General features: G+C 68.2%; 1 protein-coding gene. It reads left to right on the forward strand.

The window, feature by feature from the left end; translation table 11 throughout:
- Nucleotides 1–255, forward strand: a 255-nt coding sequence (locus JI666_RS22270; RefSeq protein WP_286171033.1) for an Asd/ArgC dimerization domain-containing protein, incomplete at both ends; no start/stop codon positions are given.

The raw sequence follows: 255 nt of genomic DNA on the forward strand, positions 1-255 counted from the left end.
GGCGCCGGGGCGGCGGCGATGGAGGAACTGCGCGCGGCGACCGGCGCCTATCTGGAAGGCCAGCCCTTCGAGCCCAAGGTGCTGCCCTATCCCTATGCGTTCAACTTCTTCAGCCATAACGCGGCGGTCGATCCCGAGAGCGGCTATAACGGCGAGGAACAGAAGGTCGTGGCCGAAACCCGGCGGATCATGGGGCGCCCGGATCTGCCGGTGGGGATCACCTGTATCCGCGTGCCGGTGCTGCGCGCGCATGGC

Origin of the sequence: Bacillus sp. NTK071 (genome assembly GCF_017303315.1) — a bacterium.
Lineage (GTDB): Bacteria > Bacillota > Bacilli > Bacillales > Guptibacillaceae > Guptibacillus.